Source organism: Arthrobacter sp. SO3, from assembly GCF_020532825.1.
GTDB lineage: Bacteria > Actinomycetota > Actinomycetes > Actinomycetales > Micrococcaceae > Arthrobacter.
In genome coordinates this window covers 1-2,003 of the sequence record NZ_MQTS01000220.1, presented here as the reverse complement: position 1 = coordinate 2,003, position 2,003 = coordinate 1, and the positions used below count along the sequence as shown (strand labels likewise).

Here is a 2,003-nt window from a genome sequence, read left to right as displayed (position 1 = left end):
TGACCCACCTCCGCGTGGCCCACCCTGCCCTGACCACAAATCTGCCTTGTCAATTTCGCCAACTACATTGGCAAGCCACAAGCTCTGACCATCGGCGGCGAGCGATCGGACGCTGTCAGTGATCCACAAATTGCTGTAAATTCCAGCTTATGAAGGATCTCGCCGCGGGCAGCGCCATCGCCGCCAAGGACGTCTACAGCTTCATTGAAACGTGGTGGGAGAACGCCCTCGATTACCGGCTCCTTGAGCGTATTGCCGCTTGCGACGACCAAGAGACACAAAAGTTTATCGAGGCCTGGTCTGCACTCCGCTTCCAGTGGCAAACCAAGAGAATTTCCATCCCGGAAGGTTCCTTGGCGAGCGTCCCGCTGATCGGCGTGACGATAGACCCTGGTAAGACGTGGGCTCAGAGTGTTCTTGAGCGTGCACTTCGCACGTTGCTGATTTGCCCGCGTGTATCGATCGACGATCGCTTCCTTTTCCCGATGGATTGGCTCCCAAGGCCCTACTCTTCTTCATATAGGGACCGACCTCTTCCCTTATTTCTGATGTATTTGATGACCATCAGATCCTTTGTCGAGGACGGCTCTATCCACTTCGCGAAGGTCAGGTCCGAGGGATTTGACACTATTCAATATCGCGCAAGTTGCATGGCGGCAGCGGTCGAATTGGGGGCAATAGGCGCCCATAAATGGGAGGAAGTTGGCGTTCATCCAACACCCAATTTCTGGCCTCCTGTCTACGAAGTCGAAAACACCTTGTACAAGCTTTCCGATGGAATCGTACGGACGTTGTCAGTATGCACAAGGACCGGAGCGGCCCCGCTAGCGTCCTCTCGGTGGGAACGGCTAGCATATGAGACTCTCCTGCCTTTTCACGGAATGGACAGTCGGCATCAGTCCATTGAAACGTTGGCCTCTCTCGAGGTCCCACACATGGTGCCGCGGCAGGTATCTGATTTAGCGCGTGTTCGTGATTCAGCCGACAGCTTTCATATGTTCCGAGAAGCCCTTGGAAGAAGTGTCGCCGCCGTGGGTCAGCTACCAGAATCTGATGAGGCTTCGCGCATCGCAACCAACATCGTTTCCGACGAGCTGCGGGGGGCGTTGGGCAATGTACAGCGTGAAATTTCTAAGTCATCTGCGTTGGAAGCGCTAACTTCAGGTAGCAAGTCGTTTTCTCTGAAAGCAATCGGGGTAGGTGCCGTGACATTGACTATGACTCAGGAGCCCCGAGTCGCAGTTTTCGGGGCCGCCGCATCGCAGGCACTGGACAGCATCGCCGCCTATGTTGCAGCCCTAAAGAAAAATCGCGAGGGAAAGGCGATCTGGGGTTTGGTCACTGCATTCGATTTAGTCGACTCCAACGAATGGGCTGACCCCTACTGGGAAGTAGATCGGAAAATGGACAAGGCGAGGAGAGCAGTTTGAGACTGGATTAGTCACACCTATGCCCGCCGCCGGCGCGGCGGGTGGGTGGCGGGCACGCACCAGCAGGTCTCTTGCGTACACCCTTGGCGATGTCGATGTCGGACTGTCCTTCGGCATGCGCACCACGGATAACACGAGGACCAGCGCCTACCCGAGCCGCCGGCAAAGTGGCTCCGCAGACAGAGATTCTGGGCTTCGGACAGCGCCGGATCCATGTCGAGAGCACCGCCGAATCCGGCTCGTGGTTGAAGTCATCAGGTCCACAAGCCGAGCTGACACACCAGCTTAATAGCCCGCTAGACGGCCCATCAACGTCATGCTGGAAAACGTCGACAACATCACAGACCTTCCGTGAGCGTCTACTCTATTGCCGACGATAAGTCCGCGGTCCGGCAGCCCACTGCGTATCTCATCTGATGAATCATTCAGACTCTCTTCCGTGGTCATTCCAGGCTCCTGAGACAGTTCGGGCATGGAAACCCAAGACGCCGGGTGAACCGTGCCGGGTTTTAGGCCGTCTTCTTGCTGGTGGCCTCGTCGTCTGATGAGGCGTCTATTTGAGCATAGTAGTTC

The 2,003-nt window shown here is 56.2% G+C and carries 1 protein-coding gene; it reads left to right on the top strand.

Annotated features, from left to right (window positions below):
* Positions 1-149: 149 nt before the first annotated feature.
* The gene (locus tag BJQ90_RS19355) at positions 150-1,430 is read left to right on the top strand and encodes a hypothetical protein (protein ID WP_226761821.1); all 1,281 of its coding nucleotides are present in this window, start codon (positions 150-152) and stop codon (positions 1,428-1,430) included.
* Positions 1,431-2,003 lie beyond the last annotated feature (573 nt).

Coding starts and splice junctions, on each gene's coding strand:
- BJQ90_RS19355 (WP_226761821.1), top strand. CDS start 150: ATGAAGGATCTCGCCGCGGGCAGCGCCATCGCCGCCAAGGACGTCTAC.